General features: G+C 70.2%; 14 protein-coding genes and 1 riboswitch. Of the genes, 11 read left to right on the forward strand and 3 right to left on the reverse strand.

The window, feature by feature from the left end; translation table 11 throughout:
- From LR394_RS33520 to LR394_RS33565, 11 genes are all read left to right on the forward strand, one after another.
- Positions 1-402, forward strand: a 402-nt coding sequence (locus LR394_RS33520; RefSeq protein WP_231448646.1) for a hypothetical protein, incomplete at its 5' end; no start/stop codon positions are given.
- Positions 403-576: 174 nt separating this feature from the next.
- The gene (glnT, locus tag LR394_RS33525; protein WP_231448647.1) at positions 577-1914 is read left to right on the forward strand and encodes a type III glutamate--ammonia ligase; all 1338 of its coding nucleotides are present in this window, start codon (positions 577-579) and stop codon (positions 1912-1914) included.
- A 57-nt stretch (positions 1915-1971) separates the two neighbouring features.
- Positions 1972-2862, forward strand: a complete 891-nt coding sequence (locus LR394_RS33530; protein ID WP_231448648.1) for a class II glutamine amidotransferase domain-containing protein — start codon at positions 1972-1974, stop codon at positions 2860-2862.
- Positions 2850-3527, forward strand: a complete 678-nt coding sequence (locus tag LR394_RS33535; RefSeq protein WP_231448649.1) for a GltB/FmdC/FwdC-like GXGXG domain-containing protein — start codon at positions 2850-2852, stop codon at positions 3525-3527. The genes LR394_RS33530 and LR394_RS33535 overlap by 13 nt, the downstream gene beginning before the upstream one ends.
- Before the next feature lie 9 nt (positions 3528-3536).
- Positions 3537-4880 (forward strand): FMN-binding glutamate synthase family protein, encoded by a 1344-nt coding sequence (locus LR394_RS33540; RefSeq protein ID WP_231448650.1) that lies wholly within the window; start codon positions 3537-3539, stop codon positions 4878-4880.
- A 25-nt stretch (positions 4881-4905) separates the two neighbouring features.
- Entirely contained in the window at positions 4906-5553 is a 648-nt protein-coding gene (locus LR394_RS33545) for a helix-turn-helix domain-containing protein (RefSeq protein ID WP_231448651.1), read from the forward strand.
- An 81-nt stretch (positions 5554-5634) separates the two neighbouring features.
- Complete coding sequence (locus LR394_RS33550) at positions 5635-6366, forward strand: FadR/GntR family transcriptional regulator (RefSeq protein WP_231448652.1); 732 nt, start codon at positions 5635-5637, stop codon at positions 6364-6366.
- Between the two features lie 132 nt (positions 6367-6498).
- Positions 6499-7266, forward strand: coding sequence for a dienelactone hydrolase family protein (locus LR394_RS33555; protein WP_231448653.1), 768 nt, complete (start codon positions 6499-6501; stop codon positions 7264-7266).
- Between the two features lie 84 nt (positions 7267-7350).
- Complete coding sequence (locus LR394_RS43800; RefSeq protein ID WP_407937182.1) at positions 7351-8664, forward strand: J domain-containing protein; 1314 nt, start codon at positions 7351-7353, stop codon at positions 8662-8664.
- 64 nt (positions 8665-8728) lie between these two features.
- Complete coding sequence (locus tag LR394_RS33560) at positions 8729-9481, forward strand: hypothetical protein (RefSeq protein ID WP_231448654.1); 753 nt, start codon at positions 8729-8731, stop codon at positions 9479-9481.
- Positions 9482-9522: 41 nt separating this feature from the next.
- A complete protein-coding gene (locus LR394_RS33565; RefSeq protein ID WP_231448655.1) occupies positions 9523-10365 on the forward strand; it encodes a J domain-containing protein in 843 nt (280 codons plus the stop codon).
- Between the two features lie 74 nt (positions 10366-10439).
- Here LR394_RS33565 and LR394_RS33570 read toward each other — a convergent pair whose 3' ends face one another.
- The 3 genes from LR394_RS33570 to LR394_RS33580 all read right to left on the reverse strand — a co-directional run bounded on the left by LR394_RS33570 (position 10440) and on the right by LR394_RS33580 (position 14198).
- Complete coding sequence (locus tag LR394_RS33570; RefSeq protein ID WP_231448656.1) at positions 10440-10649, reverse strand: hypothetical protein; 210 nt, start codon at positions 10647-10649, stop codon at positions 10440-10442.
- Positions 10650-10692: 43 nt separating this feature from the next.
- Positions 10693-12510 carry an ABC transporter permease subunit gene (locus LR394_RS33575; RefSeq protein ID WP_269330224.1) on the reverse strand — a complete coding sequence of 606 codons (1818 nt, stop codon included), beginning with the start codon at positions 12508-12510 and terminating at the stop codon, positions 10693-10695.
- Between the two features lie 179 nt (positions 12511-12689).
- Positions 12690-14198 carry an ABC transporter substrate-binding protein gene (locus tag LR394_RS33580; RefSeq protein ID WP_231448657.1) on the reverse strand — a complete coding sequence of 503 codons (1509 nt, stop codon included), beginning with the start codon at positions 14196-14198 and terminating at the stop codon, positions 12690-12692.
- A 29-nt stretch (positions 14199-14227) separates the two neighbouring features.
- Positions 14228-14416: riboswitch (cobalamin riboswitch) on the reverse strand.
- Between the last annotated feature and the right edge of the window lie 136 nt (positions 14417-14552).

Genomic DNA, 14552 nt, shown 5'->3' on the forward strand with positions numbered 1-14552 from the left:
CCTTATGTAGGGGGATTCTTTGTGGCCGATCCGGACCAGCGTTACTTCTTTGTCAGTCAGAATGCCGCTGGCTGGGCCGGCGCCCTGCGTGAGGCTAAGGCAAGCCTGGGCGACGGGGGTGGATTCCTGACCTGTGAGGGCAGTTTCACGCAGTACGCAGTGGGCGAGTACTTCCAGGACGTCGAGGGTCGCTTCCCGATTCAGGAGCTGGTGGAGTGCCTGGAGGATCGCGAGACCCCAGGGCCGGTCTGGTTCGCGGACCTGACCCCGCAGCAGCGCCCTCATCCGCATGCCCAGCTGGCCTTGGCCTATCCGGCGGCCACGGAGCTCGGCTACGCGCTCACCTTCGTGCTCGTCACGACCAGCCTTCGCTACATCGCGACGTTGGTGCCGACGGAGTAGGGGTCAGGTCCTGAGTAGTCCGCGGACGACGTCGGCCGGGTCGGTGCGGGATGTGTCCTTCGCCTCTGGCCGGCGGCGGCCCGGTACATCGCGGTAATCGGTCTGCAACAATGCCCATGTTCACTGATCGGAAACAAGGGTTCCTGTCGGTGGATGAGTGGGACGGAGAAGCAGATGACAGAGGCGGTTGGTGGGCCGGTGAGCCCAAGCCTGGTCGAGCTGTGCGAGCGGACCGGTACCACGTTCGTCCTCGCCCTGTTCGTGGACCTGAACGGCAAGCCGTGCGCCAAGCTGGTGCCGGCCCGGGCGGTGGACGTCCTGGAGCGCGACGGGGTGGGATTCGCCGGGTACGCGGTCGGCGCGATCGGGCAGGAGCCGAAAGACCCGGATCTGATGGCAGTTCCGGACGTCTCCTCGTTCACTCCGGTGCCGTTCGTGCGCGAAGGCCTGGCGATCGTCCATTGTGACCCGCACGTGAACGGCAGGCCCTGGCCCTTCGCGCCGCGGGTGATCCTGAAGTCGCTCGTCCAGCGGGTCGCCGATGCCGGGTTCGAACCGCACGTGGGCGCCGAGGTGGAGTACTTCCTGCTGCGCAAGGACGGCGCGGACCTGGTGCCGGCCGATGCCCAGGACACGGCCGCGCAGCCTTGTTACGACGCGCGCGGGGTGACCCGGATGTACGAGCACCTGGCCGCGATCAGCGATGCGATGAACGCGCTGGGCTGGGGCAACTACGCGAACGACCACGAGGACGGCAACGGCCAGTTCGAGCAGAACTTCGACTACGCGGACGCGCTGACCACGGCCGACCGGGTGATCACCCTGCGGTACCTGCTGTCGGTGCTGGCCTCGGAGAAGGGCATGATTGCGACGTTCATGCCCAAGCCGTTCGCGGACAAGACCGGCACCGGCCTGCACCTGCATCTGTCGCTGACCAGCGGCGGCAGCACGGTCTTCCCGGCCGACGACGCAGCGAAAGACGCTCAAGGTCTGGGGCTTTCCCCGACCGCCTACTCGTTCGTGGCGGGCATCCTGGAGCACGCGTGTGCGCTGCAGGCGGTGATCGCGCCGACGGTGAACTCCTACAAACGGACCCGGGCGACGTCTACCGCCTCGGGTGCCTCCTGGGCGCCGAACCGGCCTACCTACGGCGGTAACGACCGTACTCACTACGTCCGGGTTCCTGACGAGCAGCGGATCGAACTGCGGGGTGCGGACGGTTCGGCCAACCCCTATCTGGCGGTGGCGGCGGCGCTCGCGGCTGGGCTGGACGGGATCAAGCGCAACCTGTCGCTCGGGGCCGTGGGTACGGGCCCGGATCTGGGGACGCTGCCGTTGACCCTGCTGCACGCGGTGGACGAGTTCCGGGCGGATCCGGTGATCACCGGGGCGCTGGACACCGTCGGGGACGGGGTTTCCGAGTACTTCGCCGAGCTGAAGACCAGGGAGTTCTTCGAGTGGCACTCCGCGGTCGGGCCCTGGGAGCACGAGCGCTATCTGACGGCCTTCTGAAACTGGACTGACAAGCGTCCATTGGTTTTGAGATCAGTGACAAGGAGGTAGATCCGGATGTGCGGAATCGTGGGGTTGCACCTGCGCGACGCCGCCCTGTACCCCAGGCTCGGGGAGCTGCTGACCGGCATGCTCTGCGAGATGGAAGACAGGGGGCAGGATTCGGCCGGGGTAGCGGTGTACGGCGACCGTGAGTGGTCTCCGGAGGGGCACAGTTCCGTCTCCTTGCTGGAAGTAGCAGAGGACGTAGCGGGGCTGGCTGACGCGGTCAGCGTCTCGTTGGGTTCTCCGGTCGCCGGTCAGCGGCTGGGCGACACCACCGTGCTGACGGCTGCGTCGGGTGATCTCCTGGAGGCGGTGCGCGCGGTCAGGCCGGACGTTCTGGTCGCGGGGTTCGGTTCCGACGTGACCGTGCTGAAGGGCGTGGGACATCCGCGAGCGCTGGCCGCCTCCTGGGGGCTTGCGAAGGCTCAGGGGTGGCAGGGTGTGGGGCACACGCGGATGGCTACCGAGTCCGCGGTCACCCCCTCGGGTGCGCATCCGTATGCCGTGGGGCCGGATCAGTGTCTGGTGCACAACGGTTCGTTCGCCAATCACGCCACGATCCGCCGGGATCTGCGGGCGGCGGGGGTGCGGTTCGACAGTGAGAACGACACCGAGGTGGGGGCCCGGTTCGTGGCGCATCAGCTGGAGCAGGGGCGCGATGTGGAGACGGCGCTGAAGGAGCTGTGCTCGACCTTCGACGGTTTCTACACGTTGCTGGTCTCGAACTCCGACAGCTTCGCGGTGGTGCGGGACGCGATTGCCTGTAAGCCGGCGGTGATCGCCGAGACGGATGCGTGGGTGGCGATGGCCAGTGAGTATCGCGCCCTGTCGGATCTTCCCGGGGTGGAGCACGCGCGGATCTGGGAGCCCGAGCCTGAGGTGGTGTACGCATGGACCAGGTGATCTTCGACCTGACGCAGATGCCGTTGCGTGAGGTGAACGCGGCGTTGCACGCCCCCGGTCTGGCCGGTGATTTTCTGGTGGAAAATCCGGCCGGGGCGCACAACCTGGCGGTGGGCCTGACGTCCCCGGTGAACGTGACGGTGCAGGGGCACGTCGGGTACTACGCCGCCGGGATGAACCAGCGGGCGAGCGTGAGCATCCTCGGCAACGCCGGTACCGGCGTTGCCGAGAACATGATGAGTGGCACGGTCACGGTCCGGGGTAATGCCTCGCAGTCGGCGGGGGCCACCGCGCACGGGGGTCTGCTCGTCATCGAGGGAAACGCCGCGGCGCGCTGCGGGATCTCGATGAAGGGCGTGGACATTGTGGTCGGCGGGAACGTCGGGCACGGCAGCGCGTTCATGGCCCAGGCCGGGCGGATGGTGGTGCGGGGTGATGCAGGTGACGGCCTGGGGGACTCGATCTACGAGGCGCGGCTGTACGTGCGGGGGACGGTGGCCTCGCTAGGGGCCGACTGTGTGGCCAAGGAGATGCGGCCCGAGCACCTCGAGGAGCTGGCTGCGCTGCTGAAGTCGGCCGGTTTCGAGGGCGACGACCCGGCCGCGTACACCCGTTACGGCTCGGCCCGCACGCTCTACCACTTCCACGCCGCCAACTCCTACTGAGGTTCTCGCATGTCTTTCACCTCTGACGACCGCTCGCGGCTGGGTCTGCGCGAGTCCGCCACCTTCGACCGGGCCACCATCGCGGGTATTCAGCGCGCGGCCGAGACCGGTGTCTACGACATCCGCGGCTGGGGGGCCAAGCGGGCCCTGCCGCACTTCGACGACCTGCTGTTCCTGGGGGCGAGCATGTCGCGGTACCCGCTGGAGGGCTATCGCGAGGCGTGCGGCACCGATGTCGTGCTGGGCGGGCGCAACGCGAAGTTCCCGCTGCGGCTGGACATCCCGGTGACGATTGCCGGCATGTCGTTCGGGGCGCTGTCCGGCCGGGCGAAGGATGCTCTGGGCCGGGGTGCCTCGGAGGTCGGTACCTCCACCACGACCGGGGACGGCGGGATGACGCCGGAGGAGCGTGGTCAGTCGAAACACCTGGTGTACCAGTACTTGCCTTCGCGGTACGGGATGAACCCCGATGACCTGCGCAAGGCTGATGCGATCGAGGTGGTGCTCGGGCAGGGGGCCAAGCCCGGGGGCGGTGGGATGCTGCTGGGGCAGAAGATCTCCGAGCGGGTGGCGGGGATGCGGACGCTGCCGCAGGGCATCGATCAGCGCAGCGCCTCGCGGCATCCGGACTGGACCGGCCCGGACGATCTGACCATCAAGATCCTCGAGCTGCGGGAGATCACCGACTGGGAGAAGCCGATCTACGTCAAGGTCGGGGCCAGCCGCACCTACTACGACGTCAAGCTCGCGGTGCACGCCGGGGCCGATGTGGTGGTGGTCGACGGGATGCAGGGCGGGACGGCCGCCACCCAGGACGTGTTCATCGAGCATGTCGGGATCCCTACTCTGGCGGCGATTCCCCAGGCGGTGCAGGCGCTGCAGGAACTGGGGGTGCACCGCAAGCCCGACGGTGTGCAGCTGATCGTCTCCGGGGGCATCCGGACCGGGGCCGATGTGGCCAAGGCGCTGGCGCTCGGCGCGGACGCGGTGGCGATCGGGACGGCAGCGCTGGTGGCGCTGGGGGACAACCATCCGCGGTGGGCGGCCGAGTACGAGAAGCTCGGCAGCGCGGCCGGTTTCTACGACGACTACCAGGACGGGCGGGACCCGGCCGGGATCAGTACCCAGGACCCGCAGCTGGAGCAGCGCCTGGATCCGGTGGAGGGCGGCCGGCGGCTGGCGAACTACCTGCGGGTGCTGACGATGGAGGCGCAGACGATCGCCCGGGCCTGCGGCAAGGCGCACGTCACCCACCTGGAACCCGAGGACCTGGTGGCGCTGACCATCGAGTCTGCCGCGATGGCCCGGGTACCGCTGGCCGGCACGGGGTGGATTCCCGGCCAGGGGCTCTGACCGGTCTCCGTGGGAAGGTGACATCGTGTCTGATGCACCGCTGATCCGTAACGAGTCCGGAATCGCCCGGGACCGGGACCCCTCGGAACCGCCCGAAGAGCTGGAGCTGGAGACGGCGATCGCCCGCAACGTTCGCCGGCTCCGGCAGCAGCAGGGGCTGACCGTGGCCGACATGGCCGCCCGGGTCGGCATCTCCAAGGCGATGATGTCGAAGATCGAGAACGCCCAGACCTCGTGCAGCCTCAGCACCCTGGCCATGCTCGCCCGGGGCCTGGACGTTCCGGTCACCTCGCTGCTGCGCGGCGCCGAGACCGAGCGGCCGGCCTCGTTCGTGCAGGCCGGGCAGGGCACCCCGATCGTCCGGCACGGCTCCCGCGCCGGGCACGAGTACCACCAGCTCGGGGCCCTGCGCGGGGAACACAAGCGCCTGGAGTGCCTGCACGTCACGCTGACCAGCAAGAGCCAGGAGTACCCGCTGTTCCAGCACCCGGGCACCGAGTTCCTGTACATGCTCGAGGGCGAGATGGACTACGCACACAGCCGCTCGGTGTACCGCCTGCAGCCCGGCGACTCGCTGGTCATCGACGGCGAGGGCGCACACGGCCCGGTCGACCTGATCAGCGTGCCGATCCGGTTCCTGTCGGTGATCGCCTTCCCGGACGCCGCGGTCTGACCAGGTAACGATCTGTAGAACGCTCTGCCTGCTTATCACCCAAGAGGTCACAGTCGGTGCGCTTTCGATACGGTTGGGCGCATGTCCGCCCCCTCCGGCCCGCGCCCGCTGGAATACGAGCGTGTAGCCGGAGAGCTGCGGCAGATGATCGTCGACGGCGAGCTGCAGCCCGGCGACCGGCTGCCCTCCGAGGGCGAGCTCACCGCCCGGATGCGGATCAGCCGCGGCACGCTGCGGGAGGCCCTGCGCGTGCTGTCCGCGCAGAAGCTGCTGACCTCCTCGCGCGGGGTCAACGGGGGCACGTTCGTCGCCGAGCCCTCCCCGGACGACGTGGTCGAGCACCTGGAGACGTCCCTGACCCTGCTCTCGCGCAGCCGGGTCACCTCGGCTCACCTGCTGGAGATGCGCTCACAGCTGGAGGTTCCGGCCGCCGAGCTGGCCGCCCGCCGCCGCTCGGAGGAGGACCTGCACCAGCTGGAGCAGAGCGTGGCCGGGATGAACGAGGCCGGCGACCCCTCAGTTGCCCACCTGAACAGCCACTTCCACCTGCTGCTGCTGCGCGCGGCCGGGAACCCGGTGCTGGAGATGATGGCCACACCGGTGTTCACCGTCCTGCGCGAGCGCTTCCACCGGGTCGAGCCCGGCGAGGAGTTCTGGCTGCGGGTGGCCGCCGAGCACGCCGAGATCGTGGCGCACGTGCGCGACCGCAACAGCCGCGGGGCCCGGCGGGCGATGCGCTCGCACCTGTCCGGCCTGCGTGACACCTACACCCGCATCGACGTCAGCAAGCTGGACAACCTGCGGGCCGGATGATTCACGGCTGCCCACCCGGCGAGGTACGGCACCAGGCCGGGCCAGTATGTTGATCAAGCAATCACCGCGCCGCCGCGCCACCGGGAAACCGACGGTGAGCACGGCGTCCTCAATCGAACAGGGAGTCCAGGAGTGACCGACTTTTCCCCCGTCCACGCCGAGCTCGTCGACCGTGTGCCGCTCGGGCCCGATTCGCGGATCGAGGAGAAGGTCGTGACCTACGACCACAACGGCACCTCTCTGCGGGGCTTCCTGGTGAACGACACCGCGATCCCCGCGCCCAAGCCGGCCGTGGTCATCGTGCACGACTGGCGCGGCCTGACCGAGTACCCCAAGGCCCGCGCCCACATGCTGGCCCGGCTGGGCTACCTCGTGTTCTGCGCCGACGTGTACGGCGGCGGCCGGCAGTTCGAGAAGGACGAGGACTGCGAGGCCGAAGCCGGCAAGTACTACAACGACCTGCCGCTGCTGCGCGCCCGCGTCGGCGCCGCCTACGACCTGGTGCTGATGCACAGCCAGACCGACAGCAAGCGCATCGCGGTGATCGGGTACTGCTTCGGGGGCAGCGCGGCGCTGGAGTTCGCCCGTACCGGGGTTCCGCTCGCGGCGACGGTGTCGTTCCACGGCGGGCTGATTGCTCACGAGCCGGCGGACGTGGACAAGATCACCGGCCCCCTGCTGATCCTGACCGGCGGCGCGGACCCGGTGGTCCCGGACGAGGACGTGGTGAAGTTCCAGGAGGAACTGCGCACCAAGGAGGGCCTGGACTGGACCGTCACCACGTATTCCGGCGCGCCGCACGCGTTCACGCTGCCCGGCATCCCGATGTACCGGGAGCTCGCGGACCGGCGTAGCTGGCGGGCGATGCTGGACCTGTTCGGGGAGACCCTGGCGAAGTAGGGCCGTGAGCGGGCTGCGGCGCGGGATACTCCTGCGGTGATTGCAGCCCGCTTCCACGAACTCGACGGCCGTAGTGCCTACCAGGTGCTGGGGGTCTTGGAGACGGCCGGACCGGACGAGGTCAACAAGGCGTACCGGCGGCGGATGCGGGAGCTGCATCCGGACCGTGGGGGCGATCGGGACGAGGCCCAGCACGTCTCGGTCGCCCACCGCTGGCTGACCCGGCACCGCGGTGGGTACGAGCGCTTCGTGTTCGAGCGGCGTCAGGACGATCCGCAGTGGGGGCGGGTGCTGGAACCCGTTGCTGCCGAGGAGTTCGACTTCCCTGCGCCGGGTACGTCGACGGGGTCGTTCCGGAGCGTGGGTCAGGAGCGGATGGCTGGGCGTGCGGCGGAATGGGCCGAGCGCCAGCATCAGCAGCGGGGGTCGTGGCGAGAAGGGCCTCCCACCAGTAGCTGGCCCCGTCCCGGAGCGGAAGTACGGACGGAGTGGTCGCCGTCGCCGTCGCCGTCGCCGGAGGGGGATGGCGGCGGTTCAGGGGTAGCGGGGTCTGCGGGGGATGGGGCCGGGCCGGCGTGGGTGGTGGGGCCGCCGACGCAGGAACAAATGCTTTTGGACGTCAGCCGCCAGGAAGTTGCGCGGCGCCGGGAGGCGCGGTTGAAGGCTGATGCGCAAAGACGGGCTAGACGTCGGGCCGCTGCTGGTTCGGCTTCATCGGCTGGTGGGGCGGCGACCGGTTCTGTCCGGACGGGTGAAGGTTCCGCTGGGACGGGCCGGGCCGAACCTGGGAAGGGACCTGCCGAAACGGGACCTGGTTTCGTGGCACCCGCTGAAGTCTCTCCTTCAGGTTCTTGGTCGTTCCCTGGTTCCGCGAGCTCGGCCGGGCCCACCGGTTCCGCAGGCACGCCGACTGGTTTCGCGGGTTCGGCAAGGTCCGGTGGAGCGGACGGTCCTTCTGATCCCGTCAGTCCTGCCGGTCCTGCAGAACCCGCTGCCGGGATCAGTTCCGCCGCCGCTACGGGTGGGGCCGCCACTGCTACCCAGTTCCCTGACTCAAGCGGATCCAGCGGCTCTGCCGGTTCGGGGCGAGCGCGCCCGGGTGCTGCGACCGGTGGGCCTTCGCGGGTCTTTCATCCGCCCTATGCCGCCGAGCACAAGCCACGATCGCGTCGGCGTCTGCGGTTGCCGCGGATGGGCCTTCCCCGGCTGCCTGCGGTTGGCCTGCCTTCTGCTCCTCGGATCGGCCTTCCGTCTCTGCCCCGAGTCGGGCTGCCGCGGTTGGGCTTTCGGGTGTTGCCCAAGCGCCGGGGGCGGGCGTCGGTGGGCTTGGACGCGATCGTCCTGGCCGTGCTGGTCGTGGTGCTCGGGCTGTTGGTGGCTGCGCGAATCCCGTTTTGACGGTGGTCGCCGCTAAGGTGTGAACCCTCCCAAACGGGGCACATGGGCAGCGGCGGGGGTGGCTGTGGCCGAGTACACGCACGAGATCGACGTCCGTCGGCAGCGGGTTGCGCGGGCCGGTCCGAACGGGCTGGTGGCCGGGGGCGAGCGGCGATTGCTCTCGGGTGAGCTGGATTTCGGCGGTCCCGGCCCGGATCGGGATACCTGCTGGTGGGAGCTGGGCCCGCGAACCCGTGAGCGACTGGTCGAACTGGCCGGGCCGAGCCTGCAGTGGTGGGCCGTGCACCGGAGGGTGGGCGGGCGAACAGCCGTCGAGGCGGGCCTGCTCGGGCGCGACGGGTTCGTGTTCGCCGAGCCGCGGCTGAACACCGAGCGCCAACCGGTGGCGGCGATCCACGCCTACCTGTTCAGGCCGGGCAGCTCCCGTCAGGTCGCGATCAGCTGGAAACCCGAACGGCAGGCACCCGGCCGGCGTTCCGGTGGCGACGTCGGTCCCTCGGCGGCTTCGGCGGGGAAGGCCGCCGTGCGTCTGATCGGGCTGTCCGAGCTGGGTGCGAGCACGCTCGGGGCGATGCCGCCGAAGGCCCAGCATCTGCTGCTGGAGCCCTTCGTGCAGGGTGAGCGACTGCTGCGCTCGGAGATCTACTACTGGGGCAGCCCGAACGAGACCAGCATCTTCGTCACCGTGCTGGCCGGGGAACACACGGTCACCTCGGCCACCGGCTCACGGTTCGTCCCGGCCGGGCACGAGGAGGCCACCGCGCACTGGGACCTGGTCTGCCGCCGGGCCGACGTGGCCCGGCGAATCGGGCGGTGACCGGGTCTTGGTTGAGGCGTTGAGCGGGGTGGCTGAGGGTGATGGGCCGGTATTCGGATCTGGGTGGGCGCACGGCCTACGAGGTGCTGCAGCTGCCCGAGAGCGCGCCGGCCGCGGACGTGGTCAAGGCGTACCGGCGACGACAACGTGAGGTGCATCCGGACCTCGGGGGCGACCGGGACGAGTCGGCCCAGGTGGCGATCGCCTACCGATGGCTGACCCGGGAGCGGCCCGACTACGACGATCACCTGCGTTCGCTGCGGGGTTTCGACCCGGCCTGGGGTACGCCGGAGTCGGCCGGTGCCTCCTCGGACGGTTTCGAGGGCCCGGCCAGAGACAGCGAAGGTCCGGCCTGGGACGGCAAGGATCCGGTCCGGGACAGCGAGGGTTCGGTCTGGGACGAGGCCGTGCCGGACCCGGCGTCCGCTGCAGGCGGTGAACAGGTTTGGTGGGGTACCTGGGAACCCGAGGAAGTCGTGGAGGACCCGCCGGCTCCTTCGTCGCCTGAGTCTTCCGGGGAGAAGTTTCCGGACAAGGGCCTGGACGATGAGCCGGACGACCTGTGGGCCCGGGTCCAGGCCGATCAGGAGGCGAAGGAACGCTGGCGTGAAGGACTGATCCGGGCCGCTCGCCAGAGCCGGCAGCCGCGGGAACGGAAGACGGGCCGCAGGTGGAGTTTCGCGGTGTTCTGGGCGGTCCTGACCGCGGTGATGGGCCTGTACTTCATGTCGATCCCGCTGGCCCTGTGGATGCTCTTCCAGATGTGGCGCTTTCCGGAGAGCTACCGGGGCAAGGTCCTGATGTGGATCGTGCTCGTCTGGTCGGTGGCACAGTTCTTCCGGGAGGCGGTGACCTCGGTGGGCGGGCTGTTCACGGGGCTTTAGCCTGCGGGTCGGCGATCGACTGGACGGCGTCGTAGAAATCCGAGTGCGGCATGACGACGTACTTGGCCGAGGGCTCAGGATGCTGCGCTGCGGCGCCGGGCTTCGAACTCCTCGACCTGCTCGGCCAGCTCGGAGTTCATGGCCTGGACGAAGGCGTCTGGCAACTCGCCTTCTCGCACCGGATTGGCCCGGTGTCGGCGCAGCGCGTTTTCATACTCGGCCGGCGTCATGGCCGCCAGCTCTTCGCGGCTGTAGAACGTGTGGCCCTTCCACTGGCGTGGCATGAAGGGTCCTCCTCGCGTTCGAGTCCCGACAGTGTTCCACGGTTCAGGAGGCGGGGCGTTCGGAGCTGGTCAGGACGGCAAGGGCGACGAGGACACCGGCGGGGCCGAGGACGAGCCAGGGGGCAGTGGCCAGGTAGCCGACGCCGGCGGCCAGCATGGCGCCGAGTTCGGGGCGGTCGGGGTCGGCGCCGAGGCCGAGGAAGCTCAGGCCGGCGATGCCCAGGGCAGCGGCGGGCAGGCGGACCAAAGCGTGGCGGAGCAGGGGCGTGAGGACAGCGGGCAGGACGTGGACCCGCAGGAGTCGCCAGGGACCGGCACCGGCCAGGACGGCGGCGCGGACGTAGCCGGCGGAGCGGGTCTCGGCGGTGAGGGTGCGGGCATGCACGGCCAGGGGGATCCAGGCGACCAGGAGAACGGCCAGGCAGGCGCCGTGCAGGCCTGGCCCCAGGGCTGCGGCCACGAGCAGGCCGACGAGGTTGGAGGGCACGGTGGCCAGGACGTCCAGTGCGCCCGGGTTCCCGCTGGAGCTGGTCAGGCCGGCGGCCGTTCCCAGCAGGGCGCCGATCAGCAGCGCGGCGAGCGTGATCGCGGCGGCCAGGGAGACGGTCAGGACGGTGCCCTCCGCCAGGCGTCCCCACTGGTCGTGTCCTACAGCGTCGGCGCCCAGCGGGTGAGCCAGGCTCGGCGAGGCCAGGCGCAGGGACAGGTCCGTGCCGGTGCCGTCGCGGAACAGCCCCGTGACCAGGCCCGCCAGCAGCAAAGCCATCAGGCCGCCGAGAACCCAGCGCCGACGTCCCACATTTCCTGACCCCAGCCCGGCGTGTACCCCCAGGGTCCGCTCCGCCTCCAGCACGGCAAGCCCCCGGTGGACCGCGGCCGCTACCCCGGCGGCAAGCAACCCGACCACGACGAAACTGGCGAGCACCGCCTGCACGACCGGCAGGTCCTCGGCCAGCACGGCGTCCAGGGCGAGCGTTCCGGCGCCGGGGATGGAGAAGACCTTCTCCACCGCCACGGACGAGCCGACGATCGACATGCCCACCACCACGACCTGCGGTGCGCCCACGGCCACGAGGCGCCGGACCACCGCCCGCCGCAGCGGCCGCCGGTCCAGGCCGCTGGCCCGCCAGGTCCGCACCCAGGGGTCGGACAGGGTTTGCTCCGCGGTGGAGGACAGCATGCGCGCCAGCAGTCCGCCCGCCGGGAGGCCGAGGGCCAGACCGGGCAGCACCGCGCTCGCGGGTCCGTTCCAGCCGAAGACCGGAAGCAGACGCCAGGTGACGGCGAACAACAGCACGCCCACGACGGCGACGACGACCTCGGGGAGGGCCGCGAGCGCTGCGGGGACGGGGCCGTTGAGCAGGCGGGGGATGCGGGCCGGGCCGGTGGGGCCGGACTTGGAGCTGTGCCGGATGGCGGGGGTCAGGAGGGCGGCGGCGACCAGGACGGCGATCAGGAGGGCGGTGCCGGCCAGGGTCAGTGAGGTGATCAGCGCGGGGCGGACGAGTTCGTCGACGGGCTGGCTGCTGACCCAGCTGGTGCCGAAGTCGCCGCGCAGGGCGTGCAGCAGCCAGGTCAGGACGCCGGTGATCGGCGAGGAGGGCAGATCGAGTTCCTGGCGGAGGGCCTCGACGGCCTCGGGGTCGTTGCCGCGGGCGGTGAAGCGCACCCGCAGCACGGTCTGGGCCGGATCTTCTCCCCGCAGCCAGGGCAGGGCCGCAACCGTGAACAGCAACAGCAGGAACGCCGCGATCGTGGTGGGGGCCGAGCGCAGGCCGGCGGGGGCCCACCGTCCCCACCTGGCGGCGCGCTTTCCGGTCGCTGAGCCTTGCTGAGGTTGGCTTGGCTGGGTGGCCTTCATTGGCTGATCGGCGATCGGGCGGTCAACGTGGCTGGCCGGCTGTGTAAGGCATCCGGCCTGAACCACCGGCTGAGCCGAGCCAGCCCTGCCCGGGTGCCTCGGGCGTCCATAGTTCTGGTCGTGATCATGGAGCTCTGGTGTGGTTGCGGCTCCATGATCACGACGGACGGTGCGCAGGATCAGTTGCTGAAGGTGGTCTGTGCGGTGACGACGGCCCGCTCCCACGGGTCACCGGCCAGGTCGGTGAGGCCGTCGGCGATGCCGAACTGGGTGCGGTCGTGGATCAGCGGGATGACGGCGACCTGGGACAGCAGTTCGTGCTCGGCGGTGACGGCGGCCTGGTTGCGGGCGTCGACGTCGGACTCCTCGGCGGCCTGGGCCAGGGCGGTGTCGAGGTCCTCGTCGCAGTACCGGCTGATGTTGTAGCCGCCCTGGCAACCGAAGTCGGCCTGCAGGTAGCTGATCGGGTCGGCGGTGTCCTGGCCGTACGAGCGGCTCATGATGACCGCGTCGTAGGTGCCCTCGAGGTAGTCGGACTCCATCTGGTTGTACTCCTGGATCACCGTCTTGACGTCGAAGCCGGCCTTGCGCCACCGGTCGGCGACGACGGTGGCGATCTCGGTCAGTTCCGGGCGGTCGGAGAACGTGGCCAGCGTGATCTGCCGGGGTGTCTCGCTCGTGTCCCAGTCCAGCGGCGCGGGGTAGGTGGCGGCGGGGCGGTCCTGGGCCCAGGTGGACACCGACGAGAACAGGCCCTGGGCCGGGTCGGCGGCGCCGGCGTAGATGGTTCCGGCCAGGTCCAGGCCCTCCAGGGCTTCGCGGGCCACTTCCCGGGCGGCCGGGTTGGCCATCACCGGCGAGTCCTGGGTGAGGTGGATCGAGACGGTCCGCGGCAGCGGCACCGCCACCACGTTGTCGGCGCCCACCTGCTCGAGCTGGTCGGCGGGCAGGGCCTGGGCCAGGTCGCTCTGCCCGGCGCGCAGCGCGGAGGCCCGCTGGTCACCGTCGGCCACGAAGCTCAGCTCGATCCCGGCCAGGGCCGGCTCGCCGCCCCAGTAGCCGGTGTTGGCACTCAGGTCGGCCGAGCTGGTGCCGTTCAGCTTGGTGATGGTGTACGGGCCGGTGCCGGTCCCGACCACCGAGGGCAGGGCCGGGTCGGCGTACGCCTTCTGCGCCAGGATCGCCAGCTCCGGCGAGGTCAGGCGCTGGATGAGGACCGGGTCGGGCGTCTTGGTGACGACCTTGATCGCGTTCTCGCCCTCGGCGCTGACGGTCAGGGCGGTGCCGGACAGCGCCCGCGGGGCGGGCTTGGCCTCGGCGGCATGGGTCAGGGACGCGGCGACGGCCTCGGCGGTCATCGGGGTGCCGTCCTGGAACTTCACACCCTCGCGCAGGGTGATCTGCCAGGTGGTCAGGTCGAGCTGTTCCCACCCAGTGGCCAGGGACGGCTCGGGGGTGCCGGACGGGTCGAGCTTGACCAGGGTCTCGGTGGCGCCGACGCCGTAGCTGGTCACCGCGTCGTCGCTGTAGGGGCTCAGCCCGGCGACCGGGGTGAACGCGTACGCGTAGCGCAGGGTCTTCTTGCCTTCTGCGGCGCCGGCCTCGTCGCTGCCGCCGCCGCAGGCGGCGAGGGACAGGGCGAACGCCGCAGCGAGCGCGGTGGTCTTCAGAACACGTGCATGGCCCATGGAACGGACCGCCTTCCAGCACCTCGTGGTAGCGAAACAGTGCCGTGGCCGGTCTCCTGGCTGTCGGGTCGAACGCTGCCGGCGCACCTTCCCAGGCTGATTCCAGCCCAGTGGCGCCCGGTCCGGACTTCGCGAACCGGCAGCTTCCCGATCACAGTGGCGAGGGCCGCTCCGGTTTCACACCGGAATTCCCGAGCACCACGGCCTGGTCAACCTAGATGACATCCTCGGCCGACGGCAAGGCGGGGTGCTTTCACCGGCGGATGTATGAATACGTGTTCATTGGGTCAGGTTTCGCAGCGGAGACCTCCGTTCCGGCCTGAGGCCGGCGGCTTCGGCCGGGTTCGGCTCTGC

Source organism: Kineosporia babensis (assembly GCF_021129305.1).
Taxonomy (GTDB): domain Bacteria; phylum Actinomycetota; class Actinomycetes; order Actinomycetales; family Kineosporiaceae; genus Kineosporia; species Kineosporia babensis.

What these genes read in the sequence shown, in the direction of transcription:
- LR394_RS33540 (WP_231448650.1), top strand. Translation starts at nt 3,537, where the DNA reads ATGTCTTTCACCTCTGACGACCGCTCGCGGCTGGGTCTGCGCGAGTCC.
- LR394_RS33575 (WP_269330224.1), bottom strand. Translation starts at nt 12,510, where the DNA reads ATGAAGGCCACCCAGCCAAGCCAACCTCAGCAAGGCTCAGCGACCGGA.
- LR394_RS33535 (WP_231448649.1), top strand. Translation starts at nt 2,850, where the DNA reads ATGGACCAGGTGATCTTCGACCTGACGCAGATGCCGTTGCGTGAGGTG.
- glnT (WP_231448647.1), top strand. Translation starts at nt 577, where the DNA reads ATGACAGAGGCGGTTGGTGGGCCGGTGAGCCCAAGCCTGGTCGAGCTG.
- LR394_RS33550 (WP_231448652.1), top strand. Translation starts at nt 5,635, where the DNA reads ATGTCCGCCCCCTCCGGCCCGCGCCCGCTGGAATACGAGCGTGTAGCC.
- LR394_RS33580 (WP_231448657.1), bottom strand. Translation starts at nt 14,198, where the DNA reads ATGGGCCATGCACGTGTTCTGAAGACCACCGCGCTCGCTGCGGCGTTC.
- LR394_RS33565 (WP_231448655.1), top strand. Translation starts at nt 9,523, where the DNA reads ATGGGCCGGTATTCGGATCTGGGTGGGCGCACGGCCTACGAGGTGCTG.
- LR394_RS33570 (WP_231448656.1), bottom strand. Translation starts at nt 10,649, where the DNA reads ATGCCACGCCAGTGGAAGGGCCACACGTTCTACAGCCGCGAAGAGCTG.
- LR394_RS33530 (WP_231448648.1), top strand. Translation starts at nt 1,972, where the DNA reads ATGTGCGGAATCGTGGGGTTGCACCTGCGCGACGCCGCCCTGTACCCC.